Here is a 17740-nt window from a genome sequence, read left to right as displayed (position 1 = left end):
CATGGACTATACTCAGGCACTCGATCAGGCGATCCAACGGTTGCACGACGAAGGGCGCTACCGCACCTTTATCGATATCGAGCGTGAGAAGGGGGCCTTTCCCAAGGCCGTCTGGAACCGTCCCGATGGCCGCAAGCAGGACATCACGGTCTGGTGTGGCAATGATTATCTGGGCATGGGGCAACATCCCGTCGTGCTCGGTGCGATGCATGAGGCGCTGGACGCCGTTGGCGCCGGTTCGGGCGGGACGCGGAATATTTCCGGCACCACCGCCTATCACAAACAGCTGGAGGCCGAGATTGCCGATCTGCACGGCAAGGAAGCGGCGCTCGTCTTTTCGTCGGCCTATATCGCCAATGATGCGACGCTGAGCACCCTGCGGCTCTTGTTCCCCGGGCTGATCATCTATTCCGACGCGCTGAACCATGCCTCGATGATCGAAGGGATCCGGCGCGGCGGCGGCGAAAAGCGGATTTTCCGCCATAACGACCTCGCGCATCTGCGGGAATTGCTGGCGGCCGATGACCCGGCGGCGCCGAAACTCATTGCGTTCGAATCCATCTATTCGATGGACGGCGATTTTGGTCCCATCGCAGGCTTCTGCGATCTGGCCGAGGAATTTGGCGCGCTGACCTATCTCGACGAAGTGCATGCGGTGGGCATGTATGGCCCGCGCGGTGGCGGCGTCGCCGAGCGCGACGGGCTGATGGGCCGGATCGACATTTTCAACGGCACGCTGGGCAAGGCCTTCGGCGTCTTTGGCGGCTATATCGCGGCATCGGCGCGGATGGTGGATGCGGTGCGCTCTTATGCGCCGGGCTTCATCTTTACCACCTCGCTGCCGCCGGCCGTGGCGGCGGGCGCGGCGGCGGCGATTGCTTTTCTGAAGACGGCAGAGGGGCAGAAACTGCGCGATGCGCAACAGCTCCATGCCCGCGTGCTGAAAATGCGGCTGAAGGCCCTGGGGATGCCGATCATCGACCATGGCAGCCATATCGTGCCGGTGCATGTCGGCCATCCGGTGCATTGCAAGGCGCTGTCGGACATGTTGCTCGATGAATTCGGGGTCTATGTGCAGCCGATCAACTTCCCCACCGTGCCGCGCGGGACCGAGCGTCTGCGCTTTACCCCCTCACCGGTGCACGATCTGGGGCAGATTGATGGACTTGTGCGCGCCATGGATACCCTGTGGTCGCGCTGTGCGCTGAATCGCGCCGAACTCAGCGCCTGAGCCTTTTCTGCGGATGCACGGCTCGCGCTGCTGTGATAATAAAATCTCAAGAAGTCGGTACGTCGCCGACTCGAATCGGCGACATTTTGGGGACAGGGGCAGCGCATGATCGGGCGGAAGGGCAATCCTTCGGCGGTGGAATTTGACAAGCCGAAAGGCTTTGACGATTTCGAACTGCGGTTGGGAGACATGATGCGCGGAGAGCGCGCGACTCTGTCGAAATCCCTTCTCGACGTGCAACGAGAGTTGCGCATCAAGGCCAGCTATATCGCCGCCATCGAAAACACCGATGCCTCTGCCTTTGAAACCCCGGGCTTTATCGCGGGCTATGTGCGTTCTTATGCACGCTATCTTGGCATGGACCCCGACACGACCTTTGAGCGGTTCTGCATCGAATCCGGTTTCATGCCGACGCATGGGATGTCGGCGGCCGCGTCGGGGCCGAAACCGCAGCGCCGCCCCGCCGATCCGGTCGAGGCTCTGGCCAATCCCAATGCGATCTTCGTGCCGCGCCCGGAAGGGTTCTGGACCAAGTTCGAGCCGCGCGCGCTCGGCTCGGTCTTCGTGCTGGCGCTGATGCTGGGCGGCCTGGGCTATGGTGGGTGGACGGTGTTGCAGGAAGTGCAGCGCGTGCAGCTGGCGCCGGTGGATCAGGCCCCCGGTGTGGTGACCGAGCTGGACCCGGTGGAGAATGCGCAAACGATGATGGCGGGCGCCGATCCTGACGCTTTGCCGCAGCTGACCGCGCCGGAAGGGCTGGACCGTCTCTACCGTCCGCAGGCGCTGGATGTGCCGGTGCTGGTGGCGCGTGACGGGCCGATCTCGGCGATTGACCCGCGCTCGGGCGGCACCTTTGGCAACACCACCGCGGCACCGATGCAGGTGGCCGATGCCGGGGCGGCTGTCACGCCGGAAAACGCTGTGGTCCGCACCGTGGCCCCGGATGCGCCGGAGGTTGAGCTGTTGGCCGTGCGGGCGGCCTGGGTGCGGGTTCAGGCCAAGGATGGCACGGTGATCTTTGAAAAGATCCTCGATGCGGGCGAGCGTTTCGCGCTGCCGAAACTCGAAGAGCCGCCGGTTCTGCGGGCGGGCAATTCCGGCTCGGTCTATTTCGCGGTGAACGGCGAAACCTATGGTCCGGCGGCCTCGGGCGCCAATGTGGTCAAGAATGTCGAGCTGTCGCCGGTGGCGCTGCGCGAGAAATATCAGGTGGCCGATCTGAGCAAGGATTCCGATCTGGCGCATTTCGTGGCACTGGCCGCGGCGGAACCGCTGGACGGCACCGCGCCCGAAGCCACGGAGTAAGACCGCACCGCGCCGGGAACCACGGAACAAGACCGACGGCATGACAGAGTGTAAACGGCGCCCCTTCGGGCGCCGTTTTGCCATTCTGTGGCTGTGCTGGCGGGATTGTGCGGTGCCGGGCGGTTGCGCCCCGTGCCGGGCTGTCCTATCTCTGGCGGGCAAGCTCTGATGAGGTGTTCCCCGATGTCGCTCAATCATGTCCGTCCCTGGCGCAACATCTACCGCCGCAAGTCGCGCCAGATCATGGTGGGCAATGTGCCGGTGGGGGGCGATGCGCCGATCTCGGTGCAGACGATGACCAACACCGACAGTTCGGATGTGCGCGCGACGCTGGCACAGATCCAGGCCGCCGCTGCCGTGGGCGCCGACATCGTCCGCGTCTCGACCCCGGATGAGGCCTCGACCGCGGCCCTGCGCCAGATCGTGCGCGAAAGCCCGGTGCCGATCGTGGCCGACATCCATTTCCACTACAAACGCGCGATCGAGGCCGCCGAGGCGGGCGCCGCCTGTCTGCGCATCAATCCCGGCAATATCGGCGACGCCAAGCGCGTGGCCGAGGTGGTGCGCGCGGCCAAGGACCATGGCTGCTCGATCCGCATCGGGGTGAATGCGGGCAGTCTGGAGCGGCATCTCCTCGAGAAATACGCCGAGCCCTGCCCGGAAGCGATGGTGGAAAGCGGCCTTGATCACATCAAGCTGTTGCAGGACAACGATTTCCACGAATTCAAGATCTCGGTGAAAGCCTCGGACGTTTTCCTGGCCGCCGCGGCCTATCAGCAGCTGGCCGAGGTCACGGATGCGCCGATCCATCTGGGCATCACCGAGGCGGGGGGGCTGGTGTCGGGCACCGTCAAATCCGCCATCGGGCTTGGCAATCTTCTGTGGATGGGGATCGGCGACACGATCCGCGTCTCGCTCTCCGCCGATCCGGTGGAAGAGGTGAAGGTGGGCTATGAGATCCTGAAATCGCTCGGCCTGCGGCACCGGGGCGTGACGATCATCTCCTGCCCCTCCTGCGCGCGGCAGGGGTTTGACGTGATCAAGACCGTGGCCACGCTGGAAGAGCGGCTGGCGCATGTGACCACCTCGCTGTCGCTGTCGATCATCGGCTGTGTGGTGAATGGCCCGGGCGAGGCGCTGATGACCGATATCGGTTTCACCGGCGGCGGGGCGGGCTCTGGCATGATCTACAATGCCGGGAAACAGGATCACAAATTGTCCAACGACAAGATGGTCGATCACATCGTCGAGCTGGTCGAGGCCCGCGCGGCAGAGATCGAGGCGAAAGAGGCCGCCGAAAAGGCGGCAGCCGGGGCGGTGACGGCGGCGGGCACGGCGGCCGAGTGAGGCCGTCTCTGCGGCAGCTTTCGCCCGCAAGAAGGGCAGGGCGGGCGTTGTGAGCGCCGGAGTGCGGCAGGGCGTCAGGCCCCGTTGTCGAGCCGCCGCAGATGGACGCTTTGCTGACAAAGATGCGCGGTGCCAAAGCTGGTGAGGAAGGCCACATCCGCGGCATCGCGCCCGACCGAGATCACCACCATCTCCGCGGCGCGTGCCATGCCGGTGGGGTCGGTCAAATGCCAGCCGCCCTCCAGATAAACCTCCACCACCGCGTGAAAATCTTGCGGCGCCACGCCCGGCGCATAGACGCTGACCATGCGCGCCGGAATCGCGGCGGCGCGGCACAGGGTGATCAGCACATGCGCATAATCGCGGCAAATCCCTTCGCGGGTGACAAAAGTGTCCATCGCCGTGGTCAGCGTGGTGCTCGCCCCCGGCACATAGCGAAAGGCGCGCTGAATCCAGTCGCGCATCGCGGCCACCCGCGCGCCGCCGGTCAGGGTGCCAAATTGCTCGGCCACAAAGGTCTGAAACAGGTCTGACGGGCAGTAGCGCGAGGCAAAGAGGTATTTGACGACCTCAACCGGCAGCAGATGCACGGGCACTTGCGCCCGTGCGGCAATCTCGGGGTCGGGGCGGTCCACCGCGACGCGGGCGGTGTAGAACCAATCGAGCCGCACGGCATTGCGGGTCCAGATCCGCTCGCCGATGCCTTCTTCGGGGGCGATGCGGTGGAATTGTTCGGGGGCGTTGGTCAGGAGCTGCGCGGTGAGCACCTGCTGCTCGGGCAGATGCGCCGCCTCCATCTGCACGAGGCAATCCGTCGGCCCGTCAAAGCCGTAATCGAGATGGGTGGTGATCTCGATCAGCACGGGCGGACGCGGGCGGGCGGCGGGCTGCTCTGACAGGCGCAGAGCAGCCGCATGGGGTCCGCGGACCGGGCGCGCGGCGGAGGGCTGGTCCGGCGCGGGGTCAGCCGCGCTCTTGCGTCACGATCTGGCGCATCCCATCCAGCGGCACATAGCCGCGCACCATCTGACCGCCCATCACAAAGGTCGGCGTGCCCGAGATCCGCAGCTTTTCGGCCAGCTGATGGTTGGCGGCAAGCACATTGGTCACCGAATCCTCGCCCATGCGTTTCAACACGGCTGCCGCGTCAAAGCCCATATCGGTTGCCATCCGCGACAGGCTGTCGTTGGTGATGTCGCCGCGGAAGTTGATCAGCGCATCATGGGTTTTCTTGTAGGCCTCATCGCCCTCCAGCTGCTGCACCGCGATCGCATAGCGGGCGGACAGGTCCGATTGCGGCCCCAGAATCGGAAATTCCTTCAGGATGAAGCGGATGTTGCCGTCCGAAGACACCAGATCCTCGACTTCCTGATAGGCCTTGCGGCAATAGCCGCAGCGGTAGTCCATGAATTCAACGACGGTGATGTCGCCCTCAGGATTGCCGCCGACCCAGGAGTGACCGTCCGAGAAGATCTCGGCGCTGTTATCCTGGACGAGCGACTGATCGTTTTGCGCCGCGGCGCTGGCCTGACGCGTCTCCAGCTCGTTGATCGCCTCCACCAGCACTTCGGGATGCGTCATCAGATAATCGCGCACGGCCTGGCCAAAGGCATCTTTTTCGCCGTCATTCATCGCGGCCGGATCGAAAGCCAAAGCGGGCAGGGCCTGCATGGCGCTGACCAAAAAGGCGGCTAGGGTGGTCCGGATCATGGTCTGTCCTGTCTCGGCGGCGGGCAGGCCCGCACGGTTTCGCTGGTAAATCTGCCGCGCAGCATTGCGGCAGATGGCGGCGGGCGCAACCCTTCAAACAGCGCGGCGGCCGTTGAGGGCCGGTGATCGGCGGCGTGCCGCTGCCCGTATCTCATGGGCGGAGCATGGCCCCGCTGCGCCTTCGGCTCAAGCGGCACGGGCGGGCATCGCTGATTTGTGAATCAGCGCGATTCCGGGGCCGCGCTGGTGCGTCCTGGAGCGCGCGGGCAAGGCATGCCGCAGGTTGTTTTTTCGACGGGCAGAACCCCAAATGCGGGAGCAACGCTGCGGAGAGAGGGCGTAAGTCTATACAATTTTAGAGAGTTGGCGGCGGCAATGCCCTCGCACTGTCGGCTCGGCGACAAGCAATCCCGGCGCGCCGTGAGATGATGTATTTGGTCCAGTAAATATTTCCTTTTTTACTGCACGGGGCCGGGAAACCGGGCCCGTGCAGTCGGTTCTGGCGGGGCCGCTTGTATGGCGCCGTTTGTGTTCAAATTTCACCCCGCTGCCCCAACCGGGCATGCGGGGTTTTTTGGTTTGCACTGTCCATGCGGCGGGGAGTTGTGTTTGATCCGCGGATCGTTCAGGTTGAAGGGCAAGACGGTCCAAAGGACGCTGTGCCCTTAGATGAAAAACGCCACCCGTTATCCGCAATTGATGAAGTGTCGGCTGTTGCACGGGCTGACCGACGCCGCCAAAAACGACTTTCTCGATCGGAGCATCATCCGGGTCTACGACCGTGACCAGCAGGTTCTGACGCAGGGGGACCATTCGCCGGGGCTGTTTCTGGTGGCGCATGGCCTGATCGAGGTTGGCTATCTGACCGATACGGGCCAGCAATCCATCATCCATCACGCGGGGCCGGGGGAAACTGTCGGCGAACCCGAGGCGGTGGCGGGGACGCGCTGTGTGGCCAATTGTGTCGCCAAGACCGGCACCACGCTGCTGTTTTGCCCGACGGCGCAGATTTTTGAGTTTCTGCTGATCCCGCAGTTCATCAGCAATTTTACGGCCGCGTTTTGCGAGCGGATGCAGCGGGAGAATGTCTATAAATCGGTGGATCAGTTGCAGCCCGTGGAGCAGCGGATCTGCAGTTATCTGCGCAAGCTGTCACAGCGCAGCCCGGTGATTGAGCAAAGCCAGACCTATCTGGCGGGCGTGGTGGGCTGTTCGCGGCAAACGGTCAACCGGACCTTGGGGGTCTTGCGCGATGCGGGCATCGTTGAGGTGAACAAGGGCGTGATCCGGGTGCTGAACCCGCAGGCGCTCGAGGCCCGGGGGCGGTCGGATTTCTCCTGACGCGCGGGGAAAGCATCGGTTCGGGGGAAGCATCGGTTCGGATTGGGCGGGCGGGGTTCAGGGGCCCGCTGACAGGCCTCGCCGACGGGGGGCGGTGACGGGCCGTGCAGACAGGTTGTGTAGACGGGGTGCATTTAAGGCGGGCTTTGCGATTGGCGGCGGCATTCCCAGCACCGGTCATCTGCGCTAGAAGCGGCGGCACAGGACAAGGGGAAATGGTATGAACGCATTCGCAAGGTTCCGCGCCGCGGCGGTTGTTTGGCTGCTTGCAGGCGGGGTGGGGCTGGGGCTGGCCTTTGGTGCCGGCGCGCTGCGCGCCGAACCCCTGTCGGCACTGGCCCAATACGAGCCGGGACGCAGCGCGATCCACCTGTCGGAGGGCGCACTCACTCTCAGCCTAGGTCTGTCGCAGCCGGTACCCTATCGGGTGTTCATGCTGGATTCGCCCCCCCGTCTGGTCGTTGATTTCCGCGAGGTGGATTTCGGCGCCGCAGCACCCGAGGCTTTGGTGAATGCCGCCGGGATGAAAGGCGTCACCGCATTGCGCTGGGGCAAATTCCGGCCCGGCTGGTCACGGCTGGTGGCGGAACTCGATGGTCCCTATGCGATCACCCGGGCGGCCGAACGCACCACCGATCCCGCCGCGCTGGAGATTTCGCTGAAACCCGTGGATGCGGTGGATTTCGCCACCCGCGCGGGCACACCGCAATCGGCGCTGTGGGATTTGCCGCAACCGGCAGATGTCGCGCGCACGCATCCGCGTCAGGACGGCACGCGGCCGCTGATTGTCGTGCTTGATCCCGGGCATGGCGGCATTGATCCGGGGGCGGAGGCGGGGGTGCTGCGCGAGGCGGTGCTGGTGATGACCTTTGCCCGCGACCTCAAGGAGCAGATGACCCGCGCCGGGATCAAGGTGATCATGACACGGGAAGAGGATGTGTTCGTGCCGCTGGAAACCCGGATGTCGGTGGCGCGGGCGGTGGGGGCGGATCTGTTCCTGTCGCTGCATGCCGATGCTTTGGCGGAGGGTGAGGCGACGGGGGCGACGATCTATCTGCTGGATGACAAGGCTTCGGATGCCGCCAGCGAGAAGCTGGCCGAGCGGCATGACCGCGCGGATCTTTTGGCCGGGGTGGATCTGGAAGGGCACGACGACGAGGTGGCGGGCGTGTTGATGGATCTGGCGCGGACCGAGACGCAGCCGCGCAGCACCCGGCTCGCGGGTTCTCTGCGCGATGCGATCAAGGGGGCGGGGCTCTCGATGCACAAACATCCGGTGCAGGGGGCGGCGTTCTCGGTGCTGAAATCCGCAGATATTCCGTCTATCCTGCTGGAACTGGGCTTTTTGTCCTCGCCCGCCGATCAGGCGCGGCTGAATGATCCGGTCTGGCGCGGCGCGATGTCGGCGGCCATCGTCAAGGGGGTGATCAGCTGGGCCGGGGCGGATGCTGTCGAAGGGCGCAAGTTGCGGCAATGAAGCGGGGGCGCTGCCCCCGTCGCCGGGGCGGCGACTCCCCCGAGGTATTTGGGCCAAGAAGAAAGGGAGCGGTGGCGGTTTGAAGCGGCTGAAGTGAGGGCGGCGGTGGCTGGGGGCCCTGCCGGAGCTGGTTGGCGCCGGGCGCTGGTCTGTCGGAGGGGCTGGTGGCGGCGCCGGGGGGCGTGCCGGGTCCGTGCGGGAGGCTTGGGCGCGGTTCGCGAGGCGGCAGGGCGGGCGCGCTGCCGGGTTTTGCCGATGCGGCGGGCCTGACACCAAGTTGTTTTGACCCTGCGATCCGGTCAGGGTATAGGCGGGGCCAATGGGTCCGGAGACGTCCGGATCGGCCCGACAGGAGTATCCATTGATCCGCTTTATTCTTTCCTTCTTCGGCGCCATCTTCTCCTGGGTGGTGACTGCGATCGTTATCGGCGCGCTGGCCTTGGGAGCCATCTTCTGGATGTATTCCCGCAATCTGCCCAGCCATGAGCAGCTCGCGCAATATGCGCCGAAGACCATCAGCCGGATCTACTCGGGTGAGGGCAAGCTGATCGATGAATTCGCCGAAGAGCGCCGTCTGTTCCAGCCGATCGACGAGATCCCGGATCTGGTGAAAGAAGCGTTCATTTCAGCCGAGGACAAGCATTTCTATACCCATAAAGGGTATGATGCGATGGGCATGATCAAGGCGGTGGTGCAGGCGGCGCAATCGGGCGGCGAGAATTTGCGCGGCGCCTCGACCATCACCCAGCAGGTGATGAAGAACTTCCTGTTGTCCTCGGACCGCTCGGTTGAGCGCAAGATCAAGGAGCTCATTCTCGCGACACGGCTGGAGCAGTCCTTGTCGAAGGACCGGATTTTGGAGCTTTATCTGAACGAGATTTTCCTCGGGCAGAATTCGTTCGGGGTGGCGGCGGCGGCGCAGACCTATTTCAACAAGACGCTGAGCCAGCTGAGCCCGGCGGAGGCGGCGACCCTGGCGGCGATGCCCGCGGCCCCGTCGCAATTCCATCCGGTGCGCAATTATGACCGGCTCTTGGGCCGCCGCAACTATGTGCTGCGCGAGATGTGGCAGAACGGCTATATCGACGAGGCCACCTATAATACCGAGCGCGCGACGACCATCAAATCGGTGCAGAACGGCGATTTCCCGCCCTTCCGCGATCAGCTGCCGCCGCGCGATTATTTCACCGATGAGATCCGCCGCCAGCTGTCGAAAAGCTTCGGGCAGGAGGAATTCTTTGGCGGCGGCCTGTCGGTGCGCGCCACGGTCGACCCGGAGATGCAGGATCTGGCCGCGCGGGCGCTGCAGGAGGCGCTGGAGAAATACGACCGCTCTCAGGGCGTCTGGCGCGGCACCGGCAAGACCATTCCGGAGGATCAGCTGGGCGATGAGCGGTCCTGGCGCGCCGCTTTGGCTGCGGTGCCCGATCTGCCGCGCGACGTGACGGGCTGGCATGCGGCGGTGGTGCTGAAGGTGGGCGAGAAGGATGCCCGCATCGGCATCGAGGGCATTGAAGAGGACGAGGACGGGCATTGGATTCCCGCCGAGGATGTCACCTGGGCGCGCAAGCGGCTGGCGGCACGGAAATTGTCGGGCAAGGCCAAGGTCGCGGGCGATCTGGTCGATGTCGGCGATGTCGTCATGGTCCGCGCGATGACCAAGGACGACGACGGCTCCTTCATCCGCTGGACGCTGCGGCAGGTGCCGGAAGTGCAGGGCGGCTTTATGGCCATGGACGTGAATACTGGCCGGGTGCTGGCGATGCAGGGTGGCTTCTCCTATCAAGCCTCGGTCTTCAACCGCGCGACGCAGGCCGAGCGGCAGCCGGGCTCGAGCTTCAAGCCCTTCGTCTATGCGGCGGCGCTGGATTCCGGCCTCTCGCCCGCGACGATCATCATCGACGCGCCGATCGAGGTGAACACGCCGCAGGGCCTCTGGCGGCCGAAGAACTCGACCAACAAATATTACGGCCCGACGCCGATGCGGACCGGGATCGAACAGTCGCGGAACCTGATGACCGTGCGGATCGCGCAGGAAATCGGCATGGATGTGGTCGCGGGCTATGCCGAGCGCTTCGGGGTCTATAACCCGATGAAGACCTTCCTTGCCAATTCGCTTGGCGCGCAGGAAACCACGTTGTTTCAGATGGTTGCCGCCTATGCCATGTTCGCCAACGGCGGAGAGCGGGTGGAGCCGACGCTGGTCGACCGGGTGCAGGACCGCTGGGGCCGCACCATTTACCGCCACGATCAGCGGCTCTGCCCCGATTGTACCGTGCCGACCCTGCCTGCCGGGCAGGCGCCCACGATCACCTCGGACCGCGAGCGGGTGATGGATGCGATCACCGCCTATCAGCTGACCTCGATGATGCAGGGCGTGGTGCAGCGCGGCTCGGGCCATGGTGTGCATCTGCCAGTGCCGGTGGCGGGCAAGACCGGGACGACGAATGACGCGAAAGACGTGTGGTTCATCGGTTTCACCTCGAACATCGTCGCCGGGTGCTACATGGGCTTTGACCAGCCGCGCACTCTGGGGCCGGGGGCTTTTGGCGGCACGCTCTGTGTGCCGGTGTTCCAGGAGTTCATGGAGCAGGCGATCAAGAAATACGGCGGTGCCAGCTTCAAAGTGCCGCCGGGCGGGCATTTCACCAATTTCAACCGCTTCACCGGCCAGCAACTGGGGCCGGATGCCTCGGGGCCGGAAGTGCAGGCCGAGTATCTGCGCGACGGTACCGAATATGCCTCGAGCTTTGGCATGCTGGTGGATGGCGGCTTTGCGATGGGTTCGAACCTGCCGCTGTTTGCCGCGGGGGAAAGCGACGAGGGGTCCACCTCGGTCACCACCTCAACCGGCGGTACGGCGGTCATCCCGAAAAAGGCCGATTTCGGCACCGTCAGCTCGGGCGGTCTCTATTAGCGCGCAACAGCTCTTCGGGCCCCTCCGGGCCTGAACCTCTCATCGGGCGCCGCCGCGGTCTTGCCGTGGCGGCGCCAAACTTGTATCACCCCGCCCGTAGCGGCCCCATACAGACCCGCGAGGAAAGACCAAAGATGCGCGCTGAAACCCAGAACACCGTCGAAGCGATCCGCAAGTCCCTGAAACTTCTGGGGCAGCGTATGGATTGGGAAACCGCCCCGCATCGGTTGGAGGAATTCAACGCGATGATCGAGGATGGCGATCTGTGGTCTGACCCCGAGCGCGCGCAAAAGCTGATGCGCGAGCGGCAGGCGCTGATGGATGCGGTCGAGAGCTACCGCAGCATCGACCGCGATCTGACCGACAATGTCGAGCTGATCGAACTTGGCGAGATGGAAAGCGACCCTGAGATCATCGAAGAGGCCGAGAAAAGCCTGAAGGCTCTGCGCGAGGTTGCCGCCGCCAAGGAGCTGGAGGCGCTCTTGGATGGCGAGGCCGATGGCAATGACACTTTCCTTGAGATCAACGCGGGCGCGGGCGGCACCGAAAGCTGCGACTGGGCCAGCATCCTCGCGCGGATGTATGTCCGTTGGGCCGAGAAAAAGGGCTATAAGGTTGAGCTCTTGTCCGAGACCGGCGGCGATGAGGCGGGGATCCGTTCGGCGGGCTACAAGATCAGCGGGCATAATGCCTATGGCTGGCTGAAATCGGAATCCGGCGTGCACCGTCTGGTGCGGATTTCGCCCTTTGACTCGGCGGCGCGGCGGCACACCTCGTTCAGCTCGGTCTGGGTCTATCCGGTGGTGGATGACAACATCGAGATCGACATTCCCGACCGCGATATCCGCATCGACACCTATCGCTCGTCTGGGGCGGGCGGTCAGCACGTCAACACCACCGACTCGGCGGTGCGGATCACCCACTTGCCCACCGGTATCGTGGTGACCTCCTCCGAAAAATCGCAGCACCAGAACCGGGCCAACTGTATGGCGGCGCTGAAATCGCGCCTTTATCAGATGGAGCTGGACAAGCGGAATGCCGCGATCAACGCCGCGCATGAGAACAAGGGCGATGCGGGCTGGGGCAACCAGATCCGCTCCTATGTCCTGCAGCCCTATCAGATGGTGAAGGATCTGCGCACCGGGCACGAGACCTCGGACACTTCGGGCGTGCTCGACGGCGATCTGGACGCGTTCATGGCCGCCACGCTGGCGCAGGATGTTTCGGGCAAATCCCGCGCCGAGGCGCAGGGCGACGACTGATCCGAGTTTGGTTGACGGATGACAGAGGCCCCCGTTTTCGGGGGCCTTTTCATATCGTGCGGGGCGGGGAGAGGACTGGCATCTTCAAGCCGCGTTCTTCAGGCCGCCAGGCATTGCGCCCGTGCGGCCCGCAGGCCGATGATGGGGCGCGCCGGTTGCGGTTGCCCCAGTGCCTCGGGGAAAATTTCCAGCACCTCGCGCCGCGTCTCGGCATCCAGCCCGGTCAGAGCCATCCGGCCGGGCAGAAAACTCTCGCTCAGCATGCCGTTCGACCAGATCACCTGATGCCGGTCGAACAGAAGGTGCAGATAGTCCACCTGCCGCCGCCCCTGCAGCATCCGCACCCCCGGCCGCCCCAGAAGCGCCTTTGCCGCCACCAGAACCGTGCCCTCAGCCCCGTTCAGGAGCAGGCGGTGCTGGGGCGACACCACCAGCCGCTGGGCGGGCAGGCCGGACCCCAGCGCCCCTGCCGCAACGGCGATCGGTTTGTGCCGGTGCGGGGCCGCGTCAAAGCGCAGGCGCCGCCGCAAAAGCCGCAGCAGCGGCTGAGGCCCGTGGTCCAGCGTCAGGACCAGATCACCCGGTTGCAGATCCTCGATGGCGCGCTCGCCGCGCGGGGTGCGGATCAGAACGCCGGGGGTAAAGCAGCTTGGTGTGGGCGACAGACCGGGCGTCGGATAAGCGTCGGTATCCGTCACCATATCCGTGCTCGACACCCAGGTCAGCGGCACCCCGGTTGGCGGCACCGGACCAAGGAAGGTAAAGCCGTAGGTTGTCCAGGCATTGTCCGTCATTGACACCGCCTGCATCCGGTATTCGGTGCCATTGCTGTCGCGGACCACCAGCACATATTCGGCCTCGACCATGGTTCCGGCGGCGAAGCTGGTCCCGTTCAGCGTTTGCGCCGTGGTGAGGGTCTGGCTGGCGTCGTCATCGTCGAAATAGGCATCGTCATCGGTGACGCTGAGCGTGCTGAACTGCGCGTTGGAGCCGAGGGTGATGGTGGAACCGGGGCCAAACTGCGACCCGTTGTTTGAGTCAAAATACCCCGCGCTCGTTGTCATGTCCGAAACGGACAGGAAGGTCATGTCATAGGTTGCCATGCCGGCAGCTCCCCGAAAAACCTGAATGCGCCCGTGCTGGTGCTTTGACGGACATCGCTTCGCAGCCGGAGCATAGGAGAAACAATGTCAACGAAGCATTAAGCGCATCCCGCAAGCGGTTCTTCCTGCGGTGAAAATACCCAAAGCGCGGCCTTTGCGGAATTTTATTGCCCGGCCTGCCCGCCGGGGGCTAGCCTGCCGGAACAGAGGAGGACAGCCCGTGACTCAGCAAATCATGTCGACCCCATCGCCTTTGCCAGAGGTGCAGCAGCTGTCGCCCGCCGATATTTCGCGCTGCCTGCGGGCGGGGCTGCGCGATTTCCTGCGGGCACCGGCCTTTGGGCTGCTGTTCGCAGGGTTTTATGTCTGCGGCGGGATTGTGCTCTGGCTGGTGCTGACGGCGGCGGGCAAGGAATGGTGGCTGATGCCGTTCATTCTGGGGTTTCCGCTGCTGGCGCCCTTTGCCGCCGTCGGTCTTTACGAGGTCAGCCGCCGCATCGAGGCCGGGCGCCCGCTGATCTGGCGCGAGGTGATCGGCGTGGTCTTCGCGCAAAAGGACCGGCAGATCCCCTCGATGGCGGTGGTGATCCTCTTGATGTTTATGTTCTGGGTCTTTGTTGCCCATACGATTTTCGCGCTGTTCATGGGCATGCAGGCGATGACGCTGGTGACCAGCTCTCCCGCGATCTTGTTCCATGGCAATGGGCCGGCCATGCTGGCCGTGGGCTCGCTGATCGGGGCGGGATTTGCGCTGGCGCTGTTCAGCTTTACCGTGGCGGGGCTGCCGCTGCTGCTGGAGCGGGATGTGGATTTCATCAGCGCGATCATCTTGTCGGTGCGCTGTGTCATGCTGAACCCGGGGGTGATGCTGATGTGGGGGGCGCTGATCGGCCTGCTGCTGTTTGCGGCGATGGTGCCGCTGTTTCTGGGGCTGTTCGTGGCGCTGCCGGTGCTCGGCCATGCAAGCTGGCACATGTACCGCCGCCTGACGCTCTGAGGGCGCATCCGGCCCCTGCACATGCAAAAAGGCAGGCGGATGCCTGCCTTTCTGACATTCTGGGTCTGCACCGGCCCCGGGGGCCCTGGTGCTTATTCGCCGTTCGGCAGCGGCGGCGCGAGTTTCGCCATGCCGCCATTGGCCAGTGGGTCTTCGGCGCGTTGCACCGAACCTTCAAAATGCGCACCGCTCTCGATGGCGATGGTCTTGTGGATGATGTCGCCTTCGACGCGGGCGGTCGAGGTCAGGCGCACTTTCAGGCCCCGCACACGGCCCACAACACGGCCGTTCACCACGACGTCATCGGCAGTGATCTCGCCCTTGATCGTCGCGGTTTCGCCCACGGTCAAGAGATGCGCGCGGATGTCACCCTCAACCACGCCTTCGACCTGAATGTCGCCGGTGGTCTTGATGTTGCCGGTGATCGTGAGATCCGACGACAGCACCGAAGCTGCGGGTTTCGCGCGGGTCGGGTTCGGGGCGTAATCCCCGGCAGGTTTGCTCATCGCCGTCATCTCGGTGGATTTTGCCTTGTCAGTTTCGGTTTGTGCCTTGGGGCCAGGTTCGTTGATCCTGCTTTTAGAAAACATCTTTTGCCGCCTTGATGAAAGTCATCGGATTTACAGGTTTGCCGTCGACATGCACCTCATAGTGCAGATGCGTCCCGGTAGAACGTCCGGTGTTGCCCATATCACCGATCCGATCCCCACGCGAGACTTTTTGGCCGACTGTGGCGCGGATTTTGGACAGGTGACCATAGACCGTTTCAAGGCCAAAGTCGTGCTTCACCTTGACAACATTGCCATATCCGGACTGCTGCCCTGCAAAGCTGACCACACCATCGGCGGTCACTTCCACGGGAGAGCCCATGGCACCGGCCAGATCGACCCCCGCATGCAGCCGGCCCCAGCGATAGCCGAAGGGCGAGGAGAAGCGGAAGGCGGTGTGCAACGGCATGTGCAGCGGCAGACGTTCGGTGGCGATGCGGTACATGTTCATCCGGTCGAGCTGTTCCAGAATGCCCGAGGCGCGCGCCTCGGCACTGTCGATCGCGGGTACACCCATCGCCGAGAAGGAAATCGGGGTCAGCGGGCCGCCCTGGCCGGAATAGCCGCGGCGCACCTCTGCGATGATCCGGTCGGGATCAACGCCCGCCGATTTGAATACTTTGTCGAGCGGCGCCATCGAGATGTTCACCGCGCCCTCAAGGGTGGTGAAGATCTCATCGTTGCGCTGCTCAAGGAGTTTCATCTCCAGCGAGACCTGGCTGGCCTCTTGCCGGGCCGCATCGGCATCGGCCATTTTCGCATCGCGTTCCGCGGCCGTGTCGCCGAGCGCCGAAGTGATCACCTGCAAGGTTGCGGCCAGATCCTTGGCCTTGTCGGCCTCGCTGGCGCCGGGCGCCACCGGGCCCGCGCCGGAGGCCTTCAAGAGATCGGCCCGCGCGGCGTCGCGTTCGGTCATCGCCCGGCGCAGTGTCGCCTGAATGACCGAAATGCCGGTCTCCAGCTCGCGCCGCCGCTCTTCCGAGGCGAGCAGGGTGGATTGCATCTGGCTGACCTGCTGCAGAGCGGTCTGGAAACGGTTCTGCGCCGCCGAGGCTTCTTCGGCGCGGGCGTCGCGTTCATGCGACAGCGCGTCGAGGCGCGCCTCAAAGGCGGTTTCGGCGCGGGTGGTCTGCGTGCGGACATTGCCCGAGGACAGATGGTCGATCAACAGGATGGAGCTGGCGATCACCGACCAGCCAAACACCAGCGAGGCGGCGCCCAGCGTCAGTGTCTGGGTCAGCGGCGTCAGCCGCACGAACCGCGTGGACGTGTCGGATTTCAGGAACAGGCGTTGTTCCGGAAACCAGCGTTCAAGCGCGTGATTCACGCGGTGCAGGATGCGTCTATGCACGCAGGCAGCCTCTCTTCAGTTGTTCTGTCGCGGGATGAGGGATCCCGCACAGCTTTTCCCCTCCCGGCGAGACTCGGCCGGGCTGGCAAGGGAGTAGCAACCTCTGTTGCCTTTGTGCAACCAATTTAAGCAATTTTTGCGACGCAAAGGCAGGCTGCCGCCTGATTCTGCGCGGTTTCCTGCCGAAGCGGAATCGGCACAGCCCCCGGTTGAAACAGCTGGCGGCGGGCGGCCTTCCGCTGCCCGCCGCGATTCTGCGGCGCCGTGATCAGGCCCCGGCGGGGCGGTCCACATCCTCGTCGCGCTCGGTCAGGGGCCAGTAGAAATCCGGCGGCAATCCGGCCTCGGCGCGTTTTTCCTCATTGAAGGGCGGCTTCAGAAGCCCGTGGAAATACTGCCGCACCAGCGCGTGAAACAGCTCCTTCGGGTCGTGGTTGCCGCGCCCGCAGAGGAAGTGGAACCATTTCGAGCCATAGGCGACATGCGCGACCTCTTCCGCATAGATCACCTCCAGCGCCGCCAGCGCCTGCGTTTCGCCGCTTTTTTCAAACAGCGTGATCATTGCCGGGCAGACATCCAGGCCGCGCGCCTCGAGCACCATCGGCACCACGGCGAGGCGGCCGAGAATGTCAGTCGCGGTTTCCTCGGCCGATTGCCACATGCCGGCATGGGCGGGCAGCGCGCCGTAATGGCTGCCCATCGCCTCAAGACAATCGCAGATCAGGTTGAAATGTTTGGCTTCTTCACGCGCGCATTTCACCCAGTCATCGTAGAAACCGGGCGGAAACGGCACGTCAGTGAAGCGCGCGATGATGTCCCAGTGCAGATCCACCGCGTTCAGCTCGATATGCGCCAGCGAATGCAACAGCTCGATCCGCCCGGCCTGCGATCCGGTTCTGCGTTTGGGCATATCACGCGGGGCGCGCAATTCGGGCGCTGCGGGGCGGGCGGGTTGCAGGGGTGGGGTCGCGTGCCCCAGCGGCAGCGGCTTCCCCGCCGCACGCGCCGCGAACCAGACGCGGGCATGCGCCTCGGAGAGTGCGCATTTCGCCCGGCCGTCGGCGCAGGTCAGCACCTGCACCGCGCGTTCGGCGAGGCTGGCCCCCGGGGTGGGGTCTTGGCCGGGGTCAATGCCCTCCGCCCCGGCAGCC

Annotated in this window: 14 protein-coding genes; 8 read left to right on the top strand and 6 right to left on the bottom strand. The window is 64.4% G+C overall.

The window, feature by feature from the left end; translation table 11 throughout:
* Position 1: 1 nt before the first annotated feature.
* From hemA to ispG, 3 genes are all read left to right on the top strand, one after another.
* Positions 2–1231, top strand: coding sequence for a 5-aminolevulinate synthase (gene hemA, locus ACEN2S_RS16890; RefSeq protein ID WP_441868039.1), 1230 nt, complete (start codon positions 2–4; stop codon positions 1229–1231).
* 105 nt (positions 1232–1336) lie between these two features.
* On the top strand, positions 1337–2536 hold the full coding sequence (locus ACEN2S_RS16885) for a helix-turn-helix domain-containing protein (protein ID WP_441868037.1): 1200 nt from the start codon (positions 1337–1339) through the stop codon (positions 2534–2536).
* A gap of 183 nt (positions 2537–2719) precedes the next feature.
* Complete coding sequence (gene ispG / locus ACEN2S_RS16880) at positions 2720–3883, top strand: flavodoxin-dependent (E)-4-hydroxy-3-methylbut-2-enyl-diphosphate synthase (protein ID WP_441868035.1); 1164 nt, start codon at positions 2720–2722, stop codon at positions 3881–3883.
* Positions 3884–3957: 74 nt separating this feature from the next.
* Here ispG and ACEN2S_RS16875 read toward each other — a convergent pair whose 3' ends face one another.
* On the bottom strand, positions 3958–4746 hold the full coding sequence (locus ACEN2S_RS16875; protein ID WP_441868033.1) for a transglutaminase-like domain-containing protein: 789 nt from the start codon (positions 4744–4746) through the stop codon (positions 3958–3960).
* A 100-nt stretch (positions 4747–4846) separates the two neighbouring features.
* Positions 4847–5593, bottom strand: coding sequence for a DsbA family protein (locus ACEN2S_RS16870; protein ID WP_441868031.1), 747 nt, complete (start codon positions 5591–5593; stop codon positions 4847–4849).
* A gap of 669 nt (positions 5594–6262) precedes the next feature.
* On the opposite strand from ACEN2S_RS16870, the gene ACEN2S_RS16865 reads away from it, so the two are divergent.
* The 4 genes from ACEN2S_RS16865 (at position 6263) to prfB (ending at position 12590) form a co-directional block, all read left to right on the top strand.
* Positions 6263–6934 (top strand): Crp/Fnr family transcriptional regulator, encoded by a 672-nt coding sequence (locus ACEN2S_RS16865; RefSeq protein ID WP_441868029.1) that lies wholly within the window; start codon positions 6263–6265, stop codon positions 6932–6934.
* A 220-nt stretch (positions 6935–7154) separates the two neighbouring features.
* Entirely contained in the window at positions 7155–8411 is a 1257-nt protein-coding gene (locus ACEN2S_RS16860) for an N-acetylmuramoyl-L-alanine amidase (RefSeq protein WP_441868027.1), read from the top strand.
* A gap of 361 nt (positions 8412–8772) precedes the next feature.
* Entirely contained in the window at positions 8773–11328 is a 2556-nt protein-coding gene (locus ACEN2S_RS16855; RefSeq protein WP_441868025.1) for a penicillin-binding protein 1A, read from the top strand.
* A gap of 134 nt (positions 11329–11462) precedes the next feature.
* Positions 11463–12590 (top strand): peptide chain release factor 2, encoded by a 1128-nt coding sequence (gene prfB, locus ACEN2S_RS16850; protein ID WP_441868023.1) that lies wholly within the window; start codon positions 11463–11465, stop codon positions 12588–12590.
* 98 nt (positions 12591–12688) lie between these two features.
* Here the strand turns inward: prfB and ACEN2S_RS16845 are convergent, their stop codons facing one another.
* Entirely contained in the window at positions 12689–13693 is a 1005-nt protein-coding gene (locus ACEN2S_RS16845) for a Hint domain-containing protein (protein ID WP_441868021.1), read from the bottom strand.
* Between the two features lie 220 nt (positions 13694–13913).
* Here ACEN2S_RS16845 and ACEN2S_RS16840 point away from each other — a divergent pair, with 220 nt between their 5' ends.
* Entirely contained in the window at positions 13914–14690 is a 777-nt protein-coding gene (locus tag ACEN2S_RS16840; protein ID WP_441868019.1) for a DUF2189 domain-containing protein, read from the top strand.
* 92 nt (positions 14691–14782) lie between these two features.
* On the opposite strand, the gene ACEN2S_RS16835 is transcribed toward ACEN2S_RS16840, so the two are convergent.
* The 3 genes from ACEN2S_RS16835 to ACEN2S_RS16825 form a co-directional block, all read right to left on the bottom strand.
* Positions 14783–15280 (bottom strand): bactofilin family protein, encoded by a 498-nt coding sequence (locus ACEN2S_RS16835; RefSeq protein ID WP_441868017.1) that lies wholly within the window; start codon positions 15278–15280, stop codon positions 14783–14785.
* Entirely contained in the window at positions 15270–16589 is a 1320-nt protein-coding gene (locus tag ACEN2S_RS16830) for a DUF5930 domain-containing protein (RefSeq protein ID WP_441868015.1), read from the bottom strand. Before ACEN2S_RS16830 ends, ACEN2S_RS16835 begins: the two co-directional genes overlap by 11 nt.
* A gap of 268 nt (positions 16590–16857) precedes the next feature.
* Positions 16858–17721, bottom strand: a complete 864-nt coding sequence (locus ACEN2S_RS16825) for a ferritin-like domain-containing protein (protein WP_441868142.1) — start codon at positions 17719–17721, stop codon at positions 16858–16860.
* Positions 17722–17740 lie beyond the last annotated feature (19 nt).

The sequence above is a fragment of the Phaeovulum sp. W22_SRMD_FR3 genome (assembly GCF_052113705.1).
In the GTDB taxonomy this organism is placed as follows: Bacteria; Pseudomonadota; Alphaproteobacteria; order Rhodobacterales; family Rhodobacteraceae; genus JBGQOG01.
Note: the sequence above shows the minus strand (reverse complement) of the source record. Positions and strands in the feature narration are given on the sequence as shown.